At 67.9% G+C, this 14,753-nt stretch carries 12 protein-coding genes; 7 read left to right on the forward strand and 5 right to left on the reverse strand.

Annotated elements, in window-relative coordinates:
* Positions 1–4: 4 nt before the first annotated feature.
* Positions 5–1,069, reverse strand: coding sequence for an exo-alpha-sialidase (locus OHA10_RS04855; RefSeq protein WP_371404982.1), 1,065 nt, complete (start codon positions 1,067–1,069; stop codon positions 5–7).
* Positions 1,070–1,116: 47 nt separating this feature from the next.
* Here OHA10_RS04855 and OHA10_RS04860 point away from each other — a divergent pair, with 47 nt between their 5' ends.
* From OHA10_RS04860 to OHA10_RS04880, 5 genes are all read left to right on the forward strand, one after another.
* Positions 1,117–2,739 (forward strand): ABC transporter substrate-binding protein, encoded by a 1,623-nt coding sequence (locus OHA10_RS04860; RefSeq protein ID WP_371404983.1) that lies wholly within the window; start codon positions 1,117–1,119, stop codon positions 2,737–2,739.
* Positions 2,739–3,683: an ABC transporter permease subunit gene (locus OHA10_RS04865; RefSeq protein WP_350859023.1), complete on the forward strand. Its 945-nt coding sequence runs from the start codon at positions 2,739–2,741 to the stop codon at positions 3,681–3,683. Before OHA10_RS04860 ends, OHA10_RS04865 begins: the two co-directional genes overlap by 1 nt.
* Positions 3,680–4,567 carry a carbohydrate ABC transporter permease gene (locus tag OHA10_RS04870; protein ID WP_371404984.1) on the forward strand — a complete coding sequence of 296 codons (888 nt, stop codon included), beginning with the start codon at positions 3,680–3,682 and terminating at the stop codon, positions 4,565–4,567. The genes OHA10_RS04865 and OHA10_RS04870 overlap by 4 nt, the downstream gene beginning before the upstream one ends.
* A gap of 196 nt (positions 4,568–4,763) precedes the next feature.
* A complete protein-coding gene (locus OHA10_RS04875) occupies positions 4,764–5,456 on the forward strand; it encodes a phosphatase PAP2 family protein (protein ID WP_371404985.1) in 693 nt (230 codons plus the stop codon).
* 38 nt (positions 5,457–5,494) lie between these two features.
* Entirely contained in the window at positions 5,495–7,504 is a 2,010-nt protein-coding gene (locus OHA10_RS04880) for an AAA family ATPase (protein ID WP_371404986.1), read from the forward strand.
* Here the strand turns inward: OHA10_RS04880 and OHA10_RS04885 are convergent.
* The 3 genes from OHA10_RS04885 to OHA10_RS04895 are packed head-to-tail and all read right to left on the reverse strand — an operon-like array spanning position 7,490 to position 11,126.
* Positions 7,490–8,902: a hypothetical protein gene (locus tag OHA10_RS04885; RefSeq protein ID WP_371404987.1), complete on the reverse strand. Its 1,413-nt coding sequence runs from the start codon at positions 8,900–8,902 to the stop codon at positions 7,490–7,492. The genes OHA10_RS04880 and OHA10_RS04885 overlap by 15 nt on opposite strands.
* Positions 8,899–9,903, reverse strand: a complete 1,005-nt coding sequence (locus OHA10_RS04890) for a hypothetical protein (protein WP_371404988.1) — start codon at positions 9,901–9,903, stop codon at positions 8,899–8,901. The genes OHA10_RS04885 and OHA10_RS04890 overlap by 4 nt, the downstream gene beginning before the upstream one ends.
* A gap of 32 nt (positions 9,904–9,935) precedes the next feature.
* Positions 9,936–11,126 carry an MFS transporter gene (locus OHA10_RS04895; RefSeq protein WP_371404989.1) on the reverse strand — a complete coding sequence of 397 codons (1,191 nt, stop codon included), beginning with the start codon at positions 11,124–11,126 and terminating at the stop codon, positions 9,936–9,938.
* Positions 11,127–11,214: 88 nt separating this feature from the next.
* On the opposite strand from OHA10_RS04895, the gene OHA10_RS04900 reads away from it, so the two are divergent.
* Together OHA10_RS04900 and OHA10_RS04905 are read left to right on the forward strand one after the other, a co-directional pair.
* Positions 11,215–11,526, forward strand: a complete 312-nt coding sequence (locus tag OHA10_RS04900) for an ArsR/SmtB family transcription factor (RefSeq protein ID WP_371404990.1) — start codon at positions 11,215–11,217, stop codon at positions 11,524–11,526.
* Between the two features lie 97 nt (positions 11,527–11,623).
* Complete coding sequence (locus tag OHA10_RS04905) at positions 11,624–13,870, forward strand: PQQ-binding-like beta-propeller repeat protein (RefSeq protein ID WP_371404991.1); 2,247 nt, start codon at positions 11,624–11,626, stop codon at positions 13,868–13,870.
* Here the strand turns inward: OHA10_RS04905 and OHA10_RS04910 are convergent.
* A complete protein-coding gene (locus tag OHA10_RS04910) occupies positions 13,854–14,738 on the reverse strand; it encodes a Gfo/Idh/MocA family protein (RefSeq protein ID WP_371404992.1) in 885 nt (294 codons plus the stop codon). The two genes, OHA10_RS04905 and OHA10_RS04910, sit on opposite strands and share 17 nt — an antisense overlap.
* Positions 14,739–14,753 lie beyond the last annotated feature (15 nt).

Consider the following 14,753-nt stretch of genomic DNA (forward strand, 5'->3'; position numbering starts at 1 on the left):
AACCTCAAAAGGCGAATGTGGCAAAGCGCAAGGTCGCGAACGAGGACGTCTCACCGGCCTCGTAGAAAATCCCGACCGAGCCGTCCGGCAGCAGCACGAGATCGGAGTAGCCGGCCATGCCCTCGTGCACGACCAGGGCCGGCTCCCACGACACACCGGAGTCCTCGGACACGAAGACAGTCAGCTCGCGCCGCGAAGACGGGTCCACCGGTGTCGACAGCAGCAATCGTCCGTCCGGCAGGCACAGCACGCTGCCCTGGATACCCGGTGCGGTGATCTCAGGAATCCCGGCGTACGGCGCATCGAGCGTCTGACCGCTGTCGGACGACCAGGCGTGCACCCGGGCCGGTCCGGTGCCCCGGTGGTTGCGGGCGTTGAAGTAGAGCCGTCCGTCGGGCAGCTCGGTCACCGTGGTCTCGTTGGCGTTGATCTCCGCGCCGTCGTTGCGGTCGACGAAGCCGACGGACCAGCTCACGCCACCGTCATCGCTGTAGATGCAATGCCCGCCGTTCAGCCGGATCAAGTCCTCCACCGGCTCCGACGGCACGTACGAATGGTTCGCCGGTACGACGAGACGTCCGGAGCGCAGCGTGATCCCGTGGCACGGCCCGGTCGCGTACCAGCCCCAGTCCGCCGGCTTGACCTGCGACGTGATCTCCACGGCCGGCGTCCACGATGCACCGTCGTCCGACGACCGTTGCACGAACACGCGCCGCCCCGACTCCGGATCGGTGCCGCGAGCCAGTGACATCTCTACGGCGTCCGCGCCGTTCTCCACCGTGACCAGCACGACGTCCCCGGACACCGGGTCGAACAGCGGCACCGGGTTGCCGCAGGTCTTGCCGGCCTTGGCCGACACCACCTGCAGCGGCAGCCAGGTCTGACCGCTGTCCAGCGAACGCCGCAGGACGATCTCGATCTCCCCCGCGTCACCGGACCCGTGCAGCCGTCCCTCGCAGAACGCCAGCACCAGCGAACCCCGCGCCGCCACGGACGGGATCCGGAATGTGTGGTAACCGCTCCCGGCGGGGTCGAAGACGATTTCCATCGCGCCGACTCTTGAAGACATAGGACGTACTATGTCATGGTGTGGCCCTCCGACGGAAGTGAGGCCCAATGCCAGTCAGCAGAAGAACTTTCCTCGGCGGTGGCCTGGCCGCCGCCGCTGTCGCGGTCACGGGTACGCCGCTGCTGGCGGGGTGCGCGTCGGACAAGAAGAACACCGCGGCCGTCAATTCGGCGGTGAAGCTGCCCACGTACACGAAGTACGGCGAGATCAAGCCGGACCTGCCCGGCACCGACGTGGTGCTGGACGGTTTCCTGAAGTACCCGGCGAACCCGGTGAAGGCGATCACCGACGTCCCGGGTGACGGCAAGCCGATCACGTTCATGACCAACATCCCGGGCGCGATCCCGCCGTCGGTCGACAAGAACCAGTTCTGGCAGGAGCTGAACAAGCGGCTCGGCTCCGAGCTGCAGATCAGCATGGCGTCGAACGACGAGTACAACGACAAGTTCGCCACCCGGATCGCCGGCGGCGACCTGCCGGACATCCTGAACGTCCCGCCGGGCACACCGCAGATCCCCGGGCTGCTCAAGGCCAAGGCGATGGACCTGACCGAGCACCTGTCCGGCGACGCGGTCAAGAAGTACCCGTTCCTGGCCAACATCCCGACCGAGTTCTGGAAGGGCTGCGTCTTCAACGGCGCGATCTACGGCGTCCCGGTGCCGCGCGGCATGTCCCGTACGTCGCTGCCGCTGTACCGCTCCGACCTGCTCGCCGCGAAGGGCATCAAGGACCCGGCGCCGAAGAACTTCGAGGAGTTCTTCGACATCTGCAAGGAGATGACGGCGGCGAAGGAGAACCGCTGGGCGTGGACGCGGGTGCCCACGTCGTACATCCGGATGATGCTCGGCCTGCCGAACAACTGGAAGCAGGAGGGCGGCAAGTTCACCTCGGTGTTCGAGGCGGACGGCAACGAGGACGCGCTCGAGGCGAGCCGCAAGATGGTGGCGGCCGGTGTCGTCAACCCGGACACGTTCAGCGCCAAGGCCGCGGCCCGCAAGCAGTGGTTCAACGGCGGTACGGCGGCCTTCGACTACGACAGCTTCGTGGCCTGGAACCAGTACTACTCCGACAACACCGCGGGCGACGCGTTCGGCGTCAACATGCTCGACGTACCGGGCTTCAGCAGTGGTGACGGCAAGGTGTGGATGGGCGCGGCGCTGAACAACGTCACAGCGTTCAACAAGTCCACCAAGCACTCGGTGGAGACGCTGCTCAAGGTGGCGAACTGGATGGCCGCACCGTTCGGCACCGAGGAGTACCTGTTCCGCAAGTACGGCGTGGCCGGCCGGCACTACACCATGCAGGGCACCGACCCGGTCCCGACCAAGACCGGTGTCGTGGAGACGGGTATCGGCCTGCAGTACATCTCGGACTCGACGCTGGCGCTCTACTGGGCCGGCAAGCCCGACGTACCGCAGAAGCAGCACGCGATCCAGCAGAAGGTCGCGGACCGGCTGGTGTACGACGCGTCGTACGGCCTGTACTCCGACACGATGTCGAAGCAGTGGGGTCAGCTGACCGGCGTACTCACCGACCTGGAGAACCAGATCGTGCAGGGCAAGAAGCCGGTGTCCGACTGGGCGCCCGCGGTCAAGACCTTCCTGTCCTCGGGCGGTGAGAAGATCCGCGGCGAGCTGCAGGACGCCTTCACCGCGACAGGCGGGAAGTAATGCTGCAACGGTCCTCGAAGCGCCCGCAGCAGCAGCTGAGCCTCGGCCGGCGGCTGCTGCGGGACCGCGTCCTGCTGCTGTTCGCACTGCCCGGCTGCGCGCTGATCATCGTCTTCCACTACGTGCCGCTGCTGGGCAACGTGATCGCGTTCAAGGACTACCAGCCGTTCCTCGGCATCACCAGCAGCGACTGGTCGGGCTGGGAGAACTTCAGCGTGATCTTCAACGGCGACCCGGCGTTCCTGCGGGCGCTGAAGAACACGCTGATCCTCACCTGCCTGCAGTCGATCTTCGTGTTCCCGGCGCCGATCCTGCTCGCACTGCTGCTGAACTCGCTGTTCTCCGAGCGGATCAAGCGGATCGCGCAGAGCATCCTGTACCTGCCGCACTTCATGTCCTGGGTGATCGTGGTCGCGCTGTTCCAGCAGATGCTCGGCGGCAGCGGGCTGCTGAACAACTACCTGCGCTCCCACGACCTGGCCACGATCAACATCATCGGGAACTCCGAGCTGTTCCACGTGCTGCTGACGTCGCAGATCATCTGGAAGGACACCGGGTGGGCGACCATCCTGTTCCTGGCCGCGCTGTCCCAGATCGACTCGCAGCTGTACGAGGCGGCGAGTGTGGACGGCGCGAGCCGGATGAAACAGCTGTGGCACGTCACGCTGCCCGGACTGCGCGGGATCATCATCCTGCTGTTCATCCTGCGGTTGGGTGACTCGCTGACGGTCGGGTTCGAGCAGATCATCCTGCAGCAGCAGGCGGTCGGCCGGGACGTCAGCGAAGTACTCGACACGTACGTCTACAACAACGGCGTACTCGGCGGTGCCTGGGGTGTCGCCGCGGCGGTCGGCCTGGTCAAGGGTGTCGTCGGCGTGATCCTCGTCCTCACCGCGAACAAGGTCGCCCACATCTTCGGCGAGCAGGGGGTGTACCAGCGATGAGTACCAAGATCGTCCAGGGCGTGCCGATGCCCGGCTGGCCGATGCGGGCCTTCAAGGGCCTCGTACTGCTGGTCTTCTGCGCGGTCGTGATCATCCCGTTCGTCGGCGTGATCTCGACCAGCGTGGCGCCGAACAAGCAGATCAACGAGTCCGGCGGCCTGGTGCTGTTCCCGAAGTCGGTGAACTTCGCGGCGTACGAATCGCTGTTCGCCGGCGGCGTGGTGACGCAGGCGCTGTTCGTCAGCATCTTCGTCACCGTGATCGGCACGCTGCTCAGTCTGACCGTGTCGTGTCTGCTCGCGTACGCGCTGGCGCGGCCCGGCTTCACGGCCGGGCGGCCGATCCTGCTGGTCGTGCTGTTCAGCATGCTGTTCTCGCCGGGCATCATCCCGACGTACCTGACCGTGAAGGGCGTCGGGCTGCTGGACAGCATCTGGGCCCTGATCGTGCCGACGATGATCAGCGCGTTCAACGTCGTCGTACTGCGCGCGTTCTTCATGAACCTGCCGAACGAGATCACCGAGAGCGCCCGGATCGACGGCGCGGGTGAGCTGAAGACGTTCACGTACATCGTGCTGCCGCTGTCGAAGGCGGTGCTGTCGGTGATCGGGCTGTTCTACGCGGTGGCGTACTGGAACGCGTTCTTCTCCGCGCTGCTCTACCTCAACGATTCCAAGCTCTGGCCGTTGCAGTTGGTACTGCGGACCTACGTCATCAACGACACGCAACTGGGCAGCGCCGAGCTGGGCACCGAGCTGCTCCCACCGCAGGCGTCGATCCAGATGGCGATCCTGGTCGTCTCGATCGTGCCGATCCTCGTCATCTACCCGTTCCTGCAGCGGCACTTCGCCAAAGGCGTTCTCACCGGCGCCGTCAAGGGCTGATCACAGGTCCGTCTCAAAGTGCCTTTCGGGGGTTGCCCAGGGCAACGCCAGGGTTGCGCCTGGGCAAACCCTGTGGGAACGGCGGGTACCGTCGAAAAGTATGGGGATCGAAGCGCTGGAGCGGGTGGGGCAGGGTGGGGAACAGCAGCAAAGAGGAGTCCAGGTTTTCTGGAGGGTGGTACGGGAAGCAGTCCTGTTGGCCACCCTCTTCCTCGTCTACAGTGCGGGCCGGCAGATCGCGGCCCGGCATACCGGCTCCGCGTTCGACCACGCTCACGAAGTGCTGTCGCTCCAGGACTGGCTGCACCTGCCGAACGAGGCGACCATCCAGCACTGGGCACTGCAGTTCCCGCACCTGGTCGAAGGCGCCAACCTGTACTACGCGAGCGTGCATGCACCGCTGACCGCCGCCGTACTGCTCTGGCTGAGCATCTGGCGGCCGAAGGCGTACTCGCATGTCCGCTGGACGATGGTGTCGCTGACTGGACTCGCACTGGTCGGTCACATCGCGTTCCCGCTGGCGCCGCCGCGGATGATGCCCGGCTTCATCGACACCGGGCTGCGGTTCGGCCAGTCGGTGTACGGCCCGGACCACACCGGCGGGCCGGCGAACCAGTTCGCCGCGATGCCGAGCCTGCACGTCGGCTGGGCGGCACTGATCGCGCTGTCGATGATCCTGATCACCCGGTCGCGCTGGCGGTGGCTATGGCTGCTGCACCCGGTCATCACGTTCAGCGTGGTCGTCGTGACCGGTAACCACTACTGGCTGGACGGCATCGTCGCGCTGCTACTGCTCGCGGCCAGCCTGCCGTTCCTGCTCCGGTCCGGACTGCACGCCGACAGGCCACGCTCGCGTAATTCGGTACCACCGCGGAAGGTGCTCAAGTAACGTAGCTGGGCTCCCCCACTGCTGCCGGAGGTTTCTCCATGCCCCCCGATACGTCTGACACCCTCCAGGCCGAGAAGGACTACCTCAAGAACTCCCGCGCCGCACTGGCGGTCATGCGGGAGAAGACCGGCGCACTGGAGATCCACAGTGCGGACCGGGTCAACCAGGAGTTCCTGAAGGCCGCGATCTACCGGCGGATGAAGGAGCTCGAGGACGACCCGGACGTACCGCTGTTCTTCGGCCGGCTGGACTACATCGAGCCGACCGACGAGACGTTCCACATCGGCCGCCGGCACGTGAACGACGCGCTGGGCGAGCCGCTGGTGGTGGACTGGCGAGCAGACATCTCGGTGCCGTTCTACCGGGCCAGCAAGACCGAGCCGATGGGCGTGGGGGTACGCCGGCGGTTCGGATTCACGCACGGCGAGATGACGGCGTTCGAGGACGAGGACCTCACCGCGAGCGGGCAGGTCGAGCAGCACAGCAACATCCTGGACGCCGAGATCGAGCGGCCGCGTTCCGGCCCGATGCGTGACATCGTCGCGACGATCCAGCCGGAGCAGGACGTGATCGTCCGGGCCGGCGTCGAGGACACCATCTGCGTCCAGGGAGCGCCTGGCACCGGGAAGACCGCAGTCGGGCTGCACAGAGCGGCGTACCTGCTCTATGCGTACCGGGACCAGCTCAGCCGGGCCGGTGTGCTCGTGGTCGGCCCGAACGCGAGCTTCCTGCGCTACATCGGCGACGTCCTCCCCGCACTGGGTGAGATCGAGGCCAAGCAGACCACCGTCGAGGAGCTGGTCGCCCGGGTGAAGATCGCCGGGCCGGGGCCGGCGCTGGTCGACGTACTCAAGGGCGACGCCCGGATGGCCGAAGTACTGCAGCGGGCCGTCTGGTCGAACGTCAACCTGCCCAAGGAGTCGCTGGTCGTGCCGCGTGGAGCGCACCGCTGGCGCGTCGCGGCGTACCAGGCCGAGGAGCTGATCACCGAGCTGCGTAACCGTGGCATCCGGTACGGCGCCGGCCGCGCGATGCTGCCGCAACGGCTGGCCCACGCGGTGCTGCTGCGGATGGAGGCGGCGGGTGACTCCCCCGACGACCGCGTGCAGGACTCGGTCGCGCGGAGCCGACCGGTGAAGCAGTACGCCGAGGCACTCTGGCCGGCTGTGGACCCGGCGAAGCTGCTGTTCCGCCTCTTCACCGACCCGGAGCTGCTGGCCGAGCACGCCGACGGCATCCTCACCCCGGAGGAACAGGCGCTGCTGATCTGGGACAAGGTGCCGCGCTCCGCCGGTGCGGCCAAGTGGTCCGTCGCCGATGCCACTCTGATCGACGAGATCGCCGATCTGGTCGACCGCACGCCGTCACTCGGCCACGTCGTACTGGACGAGGCACAGGACCTCTCCGCGATGCAGCTGCGCGCTGTCGGACGGCGCTGCTCGACCGGCTCGATGACTGTGCTCGGCGACATCGCGCAGGGCACCACGCCCTGGGCGACGCCGTCCTGGGACGACGCGTTGAAGCATCTGGGCAAGTCAGGCGCCCACACCGAAGAGCTGACCGCAGGCTTCCGCGTCCCGGGCCAGGTGATCGAGTACGCCGCCCGTCTCCTCCCGACGATCGCACCGCATCTCAAGCCGCCGACCGCAGTACGACGGGCGCGCGGTGAGCTCACGATCTCCCGCGTACCGGACAGCCTCGCCGCCGCGGTCACCGCCGTACGTGAGGTGTCTGAGCGTCCCGGGTCGATCGGGCTGATCGTTCCGGACGCTCTGGTCGCTGCGACCCGGAAGGCCCTGAACGGTATGGCGTTCTCGGTGCTGGGCGATGAGGACGACGTGGACGCCCACCTGGACGTCGTACCGGCGTCTCTCGCCAAGGGTCTCGAGTTCGACCATGTGGTCCTGGTGGAGCCGGCCGGCATCGTCGCAGGTGAGGCCGACGAGCGGACCGGTCTCCGTCGGCTCTACGTCTGCCTGACCCGTGCCGTCACCTCACTGGTCGTCGTACACAACGAAGACTTGCCTGAAGTTTTAGAAGCCGCGTGAGCCACCGGACCGGCGCGACGAGCGACGGGACGAGCCGCCGCCGCTGGAGCGGGTCCGTGACGACCAGCTCGACCTCCGCGACCTGCCACTGGACCAGCTGTCGCCGCTGCCTGAGCTGCTGCTCGACGAGGCCGCCCAGTCGCCGACAGAGCTACCGACGTCCGAGCTGAACCGGCTGAAGCGTGCTCCCGGCCGACGGGACCGCCAGCGCGACCGCATCTCCTCGCCGCGCCGCCGGAAGTCCGAGTCCGGGAACCACCACTGCCGGCCGTCGCCCTGTGACCAGTATCCGTCGACGTACGCGGCCAGGTCCTCGCCGTGCTCCCAGTACGGCGTCGAGAGCTGCCAGCCCTTCACCATCCGGATCTGGGGCTCCTCGCCCGCCTCGTCCCGCTGCTTGCAGGCCGCGCAGACGTCGACCGCTCGCGCTGCGCCGTCCTCGGGCTTCCACTCGATCTCATCCGTGCTGGGTCCGTGCCGAGGGTCGAAGAAGCACGGCGCCGTCGGCTCCGGGATCGGCTTGCCGGCGCGGACCGCGTCCAGGCACACCATCCCGTAGCGGGCGGAGCCGAGCAGTGTGGTGACCGCCTCGATGTCCTTGTCGCCCTTTGCCTCGTCCAGCCGGTGCCGTGCCTTCTCAACTGTGTCGAGCACGTCCTTCGACAGCTTGGACTGCTGCGGGTCGGACACCGTCGGCAACGTGGACACCTGTTGCGAGAGCGCGATGATCTCCTCGTCCAGCAGCGGTCTGGTGACGTTGAGGTGCGCCTTCTCATCCTGCCGCCGCGCCCGGCGTGCTCCCCAGGCAGTGAGTCCGTACCAAAGGCCGATCACCCCAGCCAGGCCACCGGCGTACGGCGCGGCGTCGACGTAGAACGGCTTGTTGACCACCTGTGCGCGCTCGATGAACTTCTCCAGCATCGGCTCGTAGTCCGGCGCGCAGCAGTCGACCGCCTGGTCCACAGCGTCACCGACGAAGTACGTCGGCCCGTGGTCTGCTCGCTGTACGGCGTGGAACCCGCGGCCCTGGGACTCCGAGCTCGCATCGACCAGTACCCCGTACACGCCCTCGACGCCGACGCGGTCGTACAGCTGGTCAGCGATCTCCTCTCCTTCCCAGGCGAGGTTCACGTAGTACCCGCTGTCCGACGTGTTGATCTTCGAAGCCGGGATCACGGCGATCCGGATCGGAGCTGCCGCCTTCTTGGCCGCGGCGTCGAGCTCGGCGACCTCGCTGGTGGTCAGCTCCTTCACGTCCGGGTCGACCCAGACTCCGGTGTCACCCAGATGACTGGCCACAGTGTTCATGTAGGCGTCGGGATCCGTCGCCGCATGCGCCGGCAGCGTGGGCAGCGCCGACAGAGCAATGATGGCGAACGCACCGAGCAGACGTTTCATCGTGATCCTCCCGAGAGGCGGTCGCGGCAGGCACTACAGACCGGGACTTCCCGGGGCCGGCCGCCGGGTGGCGTGTACATCCAATCGGTCACGGACATGCCGTGACCGGGGTCGAAGAAGCATGCGGCTCTGCGGGCCGGAGCAGGCGTTCCGGCGATCTTCGCCTGCGCACATGCAAGTCGCCAGCGCCCGTACTCGACCGCGGCCCGGACTGCGCGCAGCTTGTCGTCGTCCGGCTCACCGTCGACCACGCGTCCGGCATCGGCGTACGCATCCATCGCCGCCTGCACGTCCGCCGCAGTGTCCACGCCGTCCAGACGCACGTCCGCGGCATCCAGTTCCTCACCGAACCGCGTCACATCTTCGCGAGCAGTCGCCCGCCGCTCGTCGACCGTGTCCACCTCGTCCGGCAGCACTTCGTACGACGGCCGGTACAACGCAGGCCCGCTGTTCTTCTTGCGCGCCAGCGAACGGATCGAACGGGCGAGGAGCAGAGCAGCCAGGAGCATCACCAGAACAACCGGTACGGCCCACAGCCATCCTGAACCTGATGACGCCTTCGGTACGTCGAGCTGGTCCAGCACGCCGTTGAGCGTGCCGACCGGATCGGAGCGGCTGTGTTTGCCCAGCTCGTCGGTGAGGATCTCCGCGATCGGAGTGTCGACGCCGACCGCACTCCCCCAGCTGATCGCACCGCCGAACACCACCAGGTAGATGCCGTCCGCCTGCTGACGATCCACCAGTTGGTCGACGTACGCACGGGCCGCAGCACTCTGGTCACCGGCCTTGAGTACGGCGGCGGGCACGACCGCGATGTGAATCGCCGGGTCGTGCCCGTTCACCCGTTCAGCCAGCTCGGCGGCGTCCTTGTCCGGTACCAGCGACCGCTGCGTCGGATCGACGTACACCGGTGAGGTCTTCCAGCCGTCGACCACTGCCGCCGGATCGCCGGACCCCGTCAGAGTGGAGGCGAGCAACAGCACACCGGCAAGCAGACGCATGGGCAGAAGCCTGCCCTACCGCAGGTCCTCCCTTACTCGGCAGCGGCTGTGATGAAGATGTCCTCCTCGCGCTCGAGCTCCTCGACCCGCTGGAGTGCGGAGTCACGCCAGAGCGCGTAGACCAGGCCGAGCACAACCAGCGACAGGGCACTGGCCAGCACCGGCAGGTAGCCGACGCCGAACGACTGGATGACCAGTCCGCCGACGATGGCCGACAGTCCGGCGCCCAGGTAGATCGCAGAGGCGTTGAGCGAGATCAGCAAGCCGCCACCGAGCTCTAGCAACAGGTTCTGGATGGGCGGGTTGAAGGACCAGGTCAGCATGCCCCACACCAGCAGGGCGGCACCGGCGCCCACCTCGGTCGTCAGCGTGACGTCGAGTGTGGCGAGGACCGCGGTGATGCCGATCATCAGAACGGCCAGGGTGCGCAGGCTGCCGAAGCGGTCCGTCACTCGTCCACCGAGGAAGTTCCCGATGACTGCGCCCACGCCGTACAGCAGAAGCAGCAGGCTGGTGGCGTTGCCGGTCAGGCCGGCGGTGTGCTTCAGCAGCGGAACGATGTAGATGTACACGCTGAAGGCGGCGAGCACTGCGAGGACTGTGATCGCCAGGATGATCTGGACCCGTCGGTCGGTCACACCGGCGAAGCGTTCGCGCAGACTGACGGCCGGAGGCGCGTCGACCTTCGGCAGCGCGGCCCGCTCGGCGATCGCGACCAGTACGGCGACTGCGGTGATGAGTGCGAAGACGCCCTTGTAACCCAGGTTCGGGCCGAGCAATGTGCCGGCAGGTACGCCGAGCACCAGAGCGAAGGTCAGACCACCGAACACGATGGCGACTGCTCTACCTCGCTCCTCAGGTCGCATCAGGCTGGTGGCGAACAGCGTGGCCGCCGGCGTGTACATGGCGGCGCCGAGCGCGGCCACTACGCGGCCGGCGATCAGGATCGGGTAGTTCACGGCCAGCGCGGCGATCAGGTTGCCGAGCGCGGCCAGGACCAGTGCGGCGATCAGGAGCGTACGGCGCTCCCACCGGCCGGTCAGCGTGGACAGGATCGGCGCACCGATCGCGTAAGACAGGGAGAACGCGGTGGCGAGCTGGCCCGCAGCGGTCAGCGAGACATGCAGCTCGGAGCTGACGTCGGGGAGCACACCGGACACGACGTACGCGCTGGTGCCGACCGCGAAAGCGCCGGCGCCGAGCAGGTAGATCCGTGCGGACATCGAAGGCCTTCCGGGAGAGGTTCACTAGTTCGACCGTCATCGTACTACGATCTTCATCGAACTTCGACCGACGTCGTACTATGGACGTATGGCCACCAAGGTTCTCCCGCAGCCGGAGCGGGACGAGATCCGCGTCGAAGCGGTTCTGCAGGCGCTGGGCGAGCCTGTCCGGCTCACGATCGTCCGCGCGCTGGCCGACAACCCGGCAGGTGTCTGCTGCGGTGAGATCGAGCTCCCCGTCACCGCGTCCACCCGCGCGCATCACCTCAAGACACTCCGCGAGGCCGGCGTGCTGTCCACCCACACCGACGGCACCCGCCGGATCAGCGTCCTCCGCCGCGAGGACCTCGAGGCGCTGTACCCGGGCCTGCTCACGGGCATCCTGTCCGCCAAGCAGTAACCGTCCGCACACACCCGGTGAACCTGCACGCCAACCGCAAGGTGGCGGTGGGGTGATCGAGGGCTGGTTGTAGAGGTGCGGCTGGCAGACTGAAGCAGTGGTGGAGCTTCGGGCGCGGTGGGCTGACCTGGTGCCCGGGTCTGCCTCCCTCGCGGACGAGCTCATCGCGCGGTACGTCGACCGCAACCGCCGCGCGTACCGCGACCAGTACCTCGGCATCGTCCTCACCGCTCTGGACTCGTTCATCCAGCTCTCCACCGACCCGACCAGCGTCCGGCTCGCGGCCTGGTTCCACCGCGCGGTGCACGAGCCCGGCGGTACTCCGTCCGAGGACGCCGAGGCGTCAGCCCGGTTGGCAGAGCAACTCCTCCCGCAGTACGGCGTACCGCCGATCCGCATCGCCGAGGTGTCCCGGCTGATCCGGCTGACCGGTGACCTGGCCGCACCGCCGCCCGACTCTTATGCCCCACCCCGCCGCGACGCGAACGGCGACGTACTGCTCGACGCGGTCAACGCGATCCTCGCCTCCGACCCCAGCCGGTACGCCGTCCACACCGCCGAGGTACGACGCGACGCGGGCGACCGCAAGGCCGCACTCGAGCACCGGTACGACGAAGTACGCGAACTGCTCGACGGTCACCTGTACCGCACGCAACTGGCCCGCCAACGGCTCGGACCGGTCGCCCGCGTCAACCTCGAGTCAGAGCTGGCCGGACTGGACAGTGAGCTCCCCGCCCCGTGGCGTGGTTGGCAACAAGCCGCACTGACCGCGACTGCCACGTTCACGGCGATTGCTGCCGCCGTCGTCGCGATCGCGGCCTCGGGTGCCTCCTGGCAAACCCCACCGACGCAGGACGAACCCGGCTGGCCACCGATCGCGCTGGCGGTCCTGTCGTTCTTCAGCGCACCGATCCTGTTCCGCTGTGCCCGCAGCGCCAGTCAGCGCGCCCGCCTGATCGCCGGCGCCGTACTGGCGATCGCAGTGACCGGACTGCTCGTCGCGTGGGCGCAGGCACCCCGGACGAACGTTGCCGTCGGCGTCGGCCTCCGCGTTCCGTTGATGATCTCCGCACTGCTCCTGCTGCTGATCGCCGGCGCCGCTGCTCTGGTGGCGTCACTGCTCCGCACCAGGACGGCCCGCTTCCTCCCCGCGCGCAACCTGGGCCAGCAACTCGCCTGGCTCGCAGCACCGGCCGCGGTCGCGCTCACGCTGTTGCTGATCATCCAGCCACTGTCGCGCGGCTACGTGCTCGGCTCCAACGAGAGAGTCGAGGGAACACCACAGGAAGCAGGCAAGGCTGTTCCGTCCGTCCTGGACGGCAACGTCGCCTGGGTCAGCGAATCGGTCGTCGGCAGCGGCGCGGAGGAAGCTATCGGCACTCGCTACGGCATCGCTATCCCGCGCCCGAGCGGCGTGGTCGAGATGCTCGACGCAGCCACCGGTGAACTGCGCTGGCGCTACAGCCGGTCCGACTCGGACGAGAAGCCCGTCATCGCAGCGACCGGCAACGGCGACTACGTCCTCGCCCAGTTCGCCGACGTCGGCTATCTACTGCTCGACGCGAACACCGGTCAGCGCAAGGCTGCGTGGCCCGGTCGGACGAGGGACCGCTTCATCCAACAGTCCCAGCCGCTTCTGACCGGCGAGCGCTCCGGCAAGCTCCATGGCGTGGACCCGAGCGGCCACGAGCGCTGGACGTACGACTCCGGTGACTGCACCGACCTGGGCGCTATCGCCACGGCCGAGACCGTGGTCACGTTCGTCAGTCACACCTGCGACGACCGGCCTGACGAGATGGCCGCACTGGACGTCCAGTCCGGCAAGAAGCTGTGGAGCAAGACGTCGGACACGTACCGCCGACCGGTCGTAGTCGCGGGCTTGGTGGTCGTGGCCGAGCCCGGCGGGGACTCCGACGTACCAGCTGCTCTCGCGGCGATCGAGCCGCGAACCGGCGACGTCCGCTGGCGCTGGGAAGTGCCGAGGACCTGGTCCTGCCGCACTCTCCTCAACGCCGCCGGGAAGTACCTGATCGTCGTGGACTGCCCCGGCCCGAGCAGCCTGGAGAACCGCAAGACGATCGTCACGGCCATCGACGCCAATACCGGTCTGACTGCTTGGCAGACCCAGGCGTCGGTCAGCCCACGCGTGAAGGTCACCGTGACAGCGGACGGTCGTGTCATCTCGCTGAGCCGCGGCGCCACCGGCTGCATCGCGAACGTGATCAGCCAGACCGGCTTCCGTCAGGTGCGGCTGCCCACCGGTATCTCGTGCAATCGCGATCCGCGTGCCATCGGCAATCTGGTCCTCACGTCCGGCACCGACACGGTTATCGCCCTGCGCTGAGCTGCTTCTGCGCAGAGGCCAGCAGCTCGACGATGCGAGTGCCGAAGGCAACGTCGGTCGGGTGCGACTCACCTGACTCCGCTGCCACGACCAGCTCCTCCGCAGCGAGGCGGAGCGCGTCCGCGGCGGCGGTCGTGCGCTCTGGGAGCAGCGCCGTACCGGCCTCTCCCCAGACGCCGGTCTCGAAGTTGCTGCCTTCCGGCGGGGCCAGCAGGGTGATGCTGGCGGTGCTGGTGGCGCCGGACTCGTGGGTCAGGACCATGTGGATCAGACCGTCGGCGCCGCCGACAGCCGTGAGCTCGCCGATCGGACCGAGCATCGCGGACAGGTTGGACAGCGCGTGCGGACCCACGTCCCAGAGCGACCCCCACTCCTCACGCCGCCAGATCGAGTTCGTGTAGCGGTTGCCCGGCGCGTCCAGCGAGGCGAGCATGCGGCTCCAGCCGCCTCTCCATCCGCCGGTGGCCTCGAGCTCGGCGAAGAACTTCCGCATCGGCGGCTCGAACCGCTGGGTGAGGAACACGACCGACGCGATGCCCTCGTCCGCGGCCTCGTCCACGAGCGCCCGGGCGTCGTCCAGCGAGTCGGAGACCGGCTTGTCGAGCAGCAGATGCTTCCCGACCGCGGCCGCTTCGAGCGCCATCGAGGCCTGGACCCTCGGCGGTACGGCGAACGCGACCGCGTCGACCGACTCGAGTAACTCCGCGTAGTCGTCGTACGACGCCAGGCCGAACTCACCCGCGAAGGCGGCCGTTTTCTCCGGATGCCGCCCCCAGACGCCGGCCAACTCGACCCCGGCCGCCGCCGTGAGCCCCGGCGCGTGCGTGCGCGCCGCCCAGCCGCCCGTCCCCACCAGACCGAACCGCATCTCGCCCTCCCAGGG

Source organism: Kribbella sp. NBC_00662 (assembly GCF_041430295.1).
Taxonomy (GTDB): domain Bacteria; phylum Actinomycetota; class Actinomycetes; order Propionibacteriales; family Kribbellaceae; genus Kribbella.

Excerpts from the sequence above, each read along its gene's own strand:
- OHA10_RS04860 (WP_371404983.1), top strand. The coding sequence starts at position 1,117 with ATGCCAGTCAGCAGAAGAACTTTCCTCGGCGGTGGCCTGGCCGCCGCC.
- OHA10_RS04885 (WP_371404987.1), bottom strand. The coding sequence starts at position 8,902 with ATGAAACGTCTGCTCGGTGCGTTCGCCATCATTGCTCTGTCGGCGCTG.
- OHA10_RS04895 (WP_371404989.1), bottom strand. The coding sequence starts at position 11,126 with ATGTCCGCACGGATCTACCTGCTCGGCGCCGGCGCTTTCGCGGTCGGC.
- OHA10_RS04890 (WP_371404988.1), bottom strand. The coding sequence starts at position 9,903 with ATGCGTCTGCTTGCCGGTGTGCTGTTGCTCGCCTCCACTCTGACGGGG.
- OHA10_RS04865 (WP_350859023.1), top strand. The coding sequence starts at position 2,739 with ATGCTGCAACGGTCCTCGAAGCGCCCGCAGCAGCAGCTGAGCCTCGGC.
- OHA10_RS04900 (WP_371404990.1), top strand. The coding sequence starts at position 11,215 with ATGGCCACCAAGGTTCTCCCGCAGCCGGAGCGGGACGAGATCCGCGTC.
- OHA10_RS04910 (WP_371404992.1), bottom strand. The coding sequence starts at position 14,738 with ATGCGGTTCGGTCTGGTGGGGACGGGCGGCTGGGCGGCGCGCACGCAC.
- OHA10_RS04870 (WP_371404984.1), top strand. The coding sequence starts at position 3,680 with ATGAGTACCAAGATCGTCCAGGGCGTGCCGATGCCCGGCTGGCCGATG.
- OHA10_RS04855 (WP_371404982.1), bottom strand. The coding sequence starts at position 1,069 with ATGTCTTCAAGAGTCGGCGCGATGGAAATCGTCTTCGACCCCGCCGGG.
- OHA10_RS04880 (WP_371404986.1), top strand. The coding sequence starts at position 5,495 with ATGCCCCCCGATACGTCTGACACCCTCCAGGCCGAGAAGGACTACCTC.